The 5395-nt window shown below is 33.8% G+C and carries 3 protein-coding genes; all 3 read right to left on the bottom strand.

Annotation, left to right across the window (positions count from 1 at the left end; all coding sequences use genetic code 11):
• Nucleotides 1-124 precede the first annotated feature (124 nt).
• A complete protein-coding gene (locus ACFIKI_RS08180) occupies nt 125-814 on the bottom strand; it encodes a hypothetical protein (RefSeq protein ID WP_375666715.1) in 690 nt (229 codons plus the stop codon).
• An 81-nt stretch (nt 815-895) separates the two neighbouring features.
• Entirely contained in the window at nt 896-1633 is a 738-nt protein-coding gene (locus ACFIKI_RS08185) for a hypothetical protein (protein ID WP_375666716.1), read from the bottom strand.
• 1649 nt (nt 1634-3282) lie between these two features.
• On the bottom strand, nt 3283-5395 hold a 2113-nt coding region (locus tag ACFIKI_RS08190; protein ID WP_375666717.1), incomplete at its 5' end, for a type ISP restriction/modification enzyme.

The following is a 5395-nucleotide window of genomic DNA, read 5'->3' on the forward strand; positions in this document are numbered from 1 at the left end:
TTTCACTGGTTAATTCATATTTTTTGCACATAAGAAGACCCTCACAATCTAATGTGATAAACGTTTGATAAAATTTGGAATGGGAAATTTTAAAGAGGGGCGCCCCCGCCGCGCCCGCGCGTCTTTACGCAGCGTTATTTTCAATAATCTTTACAACAGTATCGTTTTCATAAATTTCACAATCCTCAGGAATCCCATATGCATAGTAAACGTTTTGTTCAACATATGAATAACCATCTCTTTTTAACCTTGCATTGCCATGTACCAAACCTCTAATGGTGTGATAACCAGTCACTTTTGCATTCCCATAAACAGAACCATAGACCTTAACATACCCACCCACGCTAGCATTGCCATAAACCTTGCCATAAATTTTTGAAGAGCTACTTACAACAGCATGATCATAAACCTCAGCCTTGCTATAAATGCGTGCACTTCCTGTTAATTTTGCATTCCCATAAACCCTTGCATATTGATAAACCCACACCTTATCAGAAAGATGCGCATTATCATAAACATGAGCTCCAAAATACACGCGGGTTTTATCATATACATGCGCATTGCCATAAACAAAACCACCAATGGCAGCATTGCCATATATCCTTGCATTTTCATAAACACGACCAGATTTTACAACACAAGCATTATCATAAACCCAGCAAATGCCATCATGAGAAAGGTTATCTTCCTTTTCAATAAAGCCCCCTAAAGTACCTGCTTTAACATCAGCAAAGTCTTTTAATGCTTTAATGCGATAAAGGGTATGATTATTAATTACACGCGTTTCATTTGTGAGTGCAAACTTCTTTTGCATGAGCACAATTCCTTTATAGAGATTTAAATTTTTTGAATGAAATGTTTAAAGGGGGGCGCCCCCGCCGCGCCCGCGCGTTATTTACGCAGCATTACTTTCATATTCGCTGTCATTATCATCGTCATAATACCACTCACAATCAGCATAATACTCATGACGATAATAATCATCTTCACTCCCAAATTCTGGATATGCCTCATCCCAAATATGATCATCAGCAGTTAAAGAGGCGGCGCTATGAACATAAGAATCGCCAGAGATAAGAGCCCCACAAACCACGGCATCATCAAAAACACGCGAGCCATCACAAATATGAGCAGCGCCGCTTATTTTTGCATTTCCCCCGACATGAGCATCATCACAAATCACGGCATCATCACAAATATGAGCATGATTAGTGACACGGGCGTTATCATAAATTTTAACATTGCCTTCAATAACCACGGCGTTTTCAACATGGGCATTGCCATAAACCTCACAATAATCATTTATTGCCATGCCTTGAAAAATAGCATTGCCATAAATACGTGCATCGCCATAAACGTCTACAAAAAAGCCTTTGACTTTAGCATTGTCATAAACCCTTGCATTTTCAAAAACACGCGCTTTGTCATAAACCCAGCAATTGCCTTTGTGAGATAAGTTGCTTTCCTTTTCAATAAAGCCCCCTAGATCGCCAGCTTTGACATCACCAAAATCTCTTAAAGCACGAATGCGATATAAGAAATGACCAGCTACGCAATCCATTTCACTAGTAAATTCATATTTTTTGGATATTTTTTTCTTATTAACGGGGGTCTTTTTTACTATATTTTTCATATTTAAACCTTACTGATTATACGTTTTTCATTGACAACCCTATAAGGGAGCCGGGCGTTGAAAAACACGGCAGTAAGTCCGTCGTCACACTTTTCTCATAAAGAGTATTGTATGGTGTGACCACACCCGACAAAATCATCATATATGCTAATTAAAGCATAAAAGATAGTCAGTTTTAAAAGCTTTGGAAAGATTGTTTCGTAACCTATCCGCTTACTGTTTAAAGTGTTTTTCATCACTTGATTATTTATATAACAAAATACGTATTTATTGTCAAATAATATTTTATCTTTTTTGATATTTTTTTATATTTTTTAAATACGTTGTGTGTTGATAATATCTTATGCCTATTAATTGCTTCTTTTATATTTATATTCTTTTAAAGCTATATTACGGGCTTTGTGAAACGACTGCGTATTTTCTGAATCTATACATTTATAATATTTAGAAACGCTCTCATCATGCGTATTTTAAACTTTATAACCTATCAATTTTGTCACTAAATGGCTTTTAAGATTTCTGTTAATTTCTTTTAATAACACATTTTAGACTTAACAGCCTTTTATAGGGACTGTCTTTATAACAAACGATTTCATTTGCATTTTTGTATTCTCTATAGCTGTTATGTTCTTTATAGCCATGGCATCATTTTTCATTGTCCATAAGAGAAGCGATAAATAGAATAATTGTGATTTATTGCTTGTTATGAAAATATCTAAAGAGAGATTGATAATTATAGAGATCAGTAAAATCCCTTTTAATAGGCTTTTGTCAGTTGTGTCAGTTTTGTCAGTTCTTTTTAGAGCCTATATTATTTTTTTTAAATGAGAGAAAATTAAAAACATTATATTTCAATAGGTTATAATTTTAATGATGCAACCTTTATTAAAAGACAACCCATAAATTCAATTCATAATATATATTTGTCAGTTATGTGTCAGTAAATTGAACCGACAAATTAGATTATTTTAGTGAGTGATTAAACTACGTCTTAAAAAAACATGTGATCCTTTAAAGCCTTTCAAAAGAAACGGTTTATGATCATAAAAATGCTATTAAGACTATTATGGTTATGAGTTTAGGGGGGTATGGGGGTTTTGGGGGGTCTTTTTACCCCCCCCTTTATATATATTTTTTAGTCAAAAATAAAAGTTATTATATTTCAATAAGTTAATCTTTCAAATAAACAACCTATATTAAACATAACACATAAATACAATTTTTAATATATATCTAAGAGGGTTTTGTAGGTGTTTTGGGGGTTTTAAAAACAGACAAAACCTATAAGTAATATAAGAAAATGAATATATATAACTCTCTTTAAATAAAGCTTTTGAAAACAATAAAGCTATCATTTTAAATACGGTATAATCTCTTAAAGGCAATCCAAATAAGAGTATCTAAAAGTGCAAATGATTTCTTTTTAGAATAACGCATATAAACACTTCTTTTAAAGATTATAGGTAATCAATTCACAAGATGATACGTTTACAAAATTTACAAAAGTCCATTAAAGGATTTCTGATAACGTAATTATTTCCTATCTTAGTTTATTTCATAACAGATGATAAAATAGACTGTTATTTAAACTAATACATAAGCGGCTTTAATAAGATTGGCATGCCCATTATGTGAGCATGCTTTATAAGTTATTCAGTTTCTCTAATTTCTAGTTTTGGTAGGTTCTTAACGATTTTTATTGTCTCTAAACTTACGGTAATAACCCTCTGAAATAACTCTAGAGGGTAGGCAGGGTTGCCAATGGTTTCAACAGCATAGCGATTGGCATCATTAACAATGCCACTCTTTTTATCAGTCTTAACACATTGACGTTCCATAACCCATTCAAGAGCGGGTTTACCATTAACGATATACTCATAAGCTTCAAGAGGGATATCTGTTATGGTAATATTGCTATTGTAAAAAACAGTCGATTTATCCTTTTCCTTACTATTCTTAATTTTTGCGAATTTCATTTCAGTTACATAATAGAATTTTTCTGGATTAGAGATCTCTGTCTGTTTTGGATTACCTTTTTTAAAGGTCACTGGATACGGCTCTACAGTTTCATAGTTTACGTGCAAATGACCCAGTTCACGCCCTGCTGTTACAAACTTCCAAAAATCACCAGCACTCTTTACACAAGGGATACGAGGCAATTCTTTGCATAAATTATCAGCATAACGAGCACGGTAATCTTCCGAATGAAGTAAACCGTAAACATAATAGAATAGATCATCTTTAGTGATTGTTTCATTCGGATAAGCGGCTTTAAAATGTGCTAATCCCTCATCAGTAATGGCATCACGGCGTTGAAAACCAGCTGTTTTACTTTCTTCTGTAGAATTTGTAAATAAAAGGGTTTGTTTCTCACTTTTACTTTTTGAAACCGTAGCATCTTCATAGATATATCTTGGAAAGCATTGACTACCACCATCTATCACATTAAGATCAGGCAAAGTCTTAGTCATAAGAGCAGAAAAGTCTTTTTTTGCTCCTATACCGGTGATTTGAATTCCTCTATTTTCAATGGTTTGTTCCATAGGAAATATACGTGACATTTTGCAAATCATTTCATTGAAGGTGTGATCATAATAAAGCCACTGTTTCGTAAAAGGGCGATATAAGCTTGGAGTGAAGCATGTTTCTTCAAATTCAAAAATCTTTCCTTTAGCTAAATGTTGTTTAAGTGCACGACTCCAACTAATTCTACTTGCATCCAAATTTACAAAATTATTTACAGAATTTTCGCGTGTTTTGCAGTCAGCATGTGGATGAACATCATTAAAACGTTTCACTTCGCTGTTATAAAAAGTAATCATATTACTCATGTTTTTAGCTAAAACTTCACTGCTTGAGTTATATACCCAAGCATCACGACTGCTCATAATACCACGAGAATAAGTTTCAAAGAGCTTTTTACCATGACCTTTTTTAATACCTAGAGCTAGGAATGTCTTGAAACTATCATCACGTTGACCAAGCCAATCCCCATGTTTATCTGGTGTGATTATTTGCCACCCTTGTTTGCTCTGTGTAATACCATTAATGCTACCAAATTTTTTAATTGTCTTAAGCTTTTTTTCTCTTGTGAGATAATCTCCAATATCACGGAAATATATTTTCCCACGCTGTTGAGATTCTGGATTTTTTATGAGAATAGAGATAGCTATGGGAGCTCGAGATCCTTCACCAAAAATGCCACCACTTTCCTTTTTACGTTGTTCTCCAGAAGTTCGTGCATTCCCCCGTAAATGGAAAATATAAAGGCTGCTAAATTCTTCAACGAGGCATTTTCTTAAACCTGTCATAGTGTGTGCATCTATAAAACTTGCATTTGTAACAAAACCAATAACACCACGGTTTTTTATGCGATCACTAGCCCAACGAATAGCACGGATATAACTATCATAAAGTGCTTGTATACAAACTGCTTTCGATTGAGCCGCATAAGTTTCACGAATACGGTCATCTAATATCGGATAAGAGGTGTTTTTTGCATTATCATTTTCGTTTTTTTGCTTTGTTGAATAAGGAGGATTGCCAAAGATAACTTTAATATCCAGCTTTTTCTGATGTTCCAAATATTCACTGTTTTCTTTGAGTATACCTTCCATAAGATCTTGTTTTTCAATCATTTGAAACGTATCGGTTAAACCAATATGCTTGAATGGGATATAATTCTCTTTCATAAGACCATGATAGGTTGCTTCAATATTAATGGCTGCTATGTAATAAGCGAGTAAAACAATCTCATTTGCA

Source organism: Bartonella sp. TT121SHDZB, from assembly GCF_042193415.1.
Lineage (GTDB): Bacteria > Pseudomonadota > Alphaproteobacteria > Rhizobiales > Rhizobiaceae > Bartonella.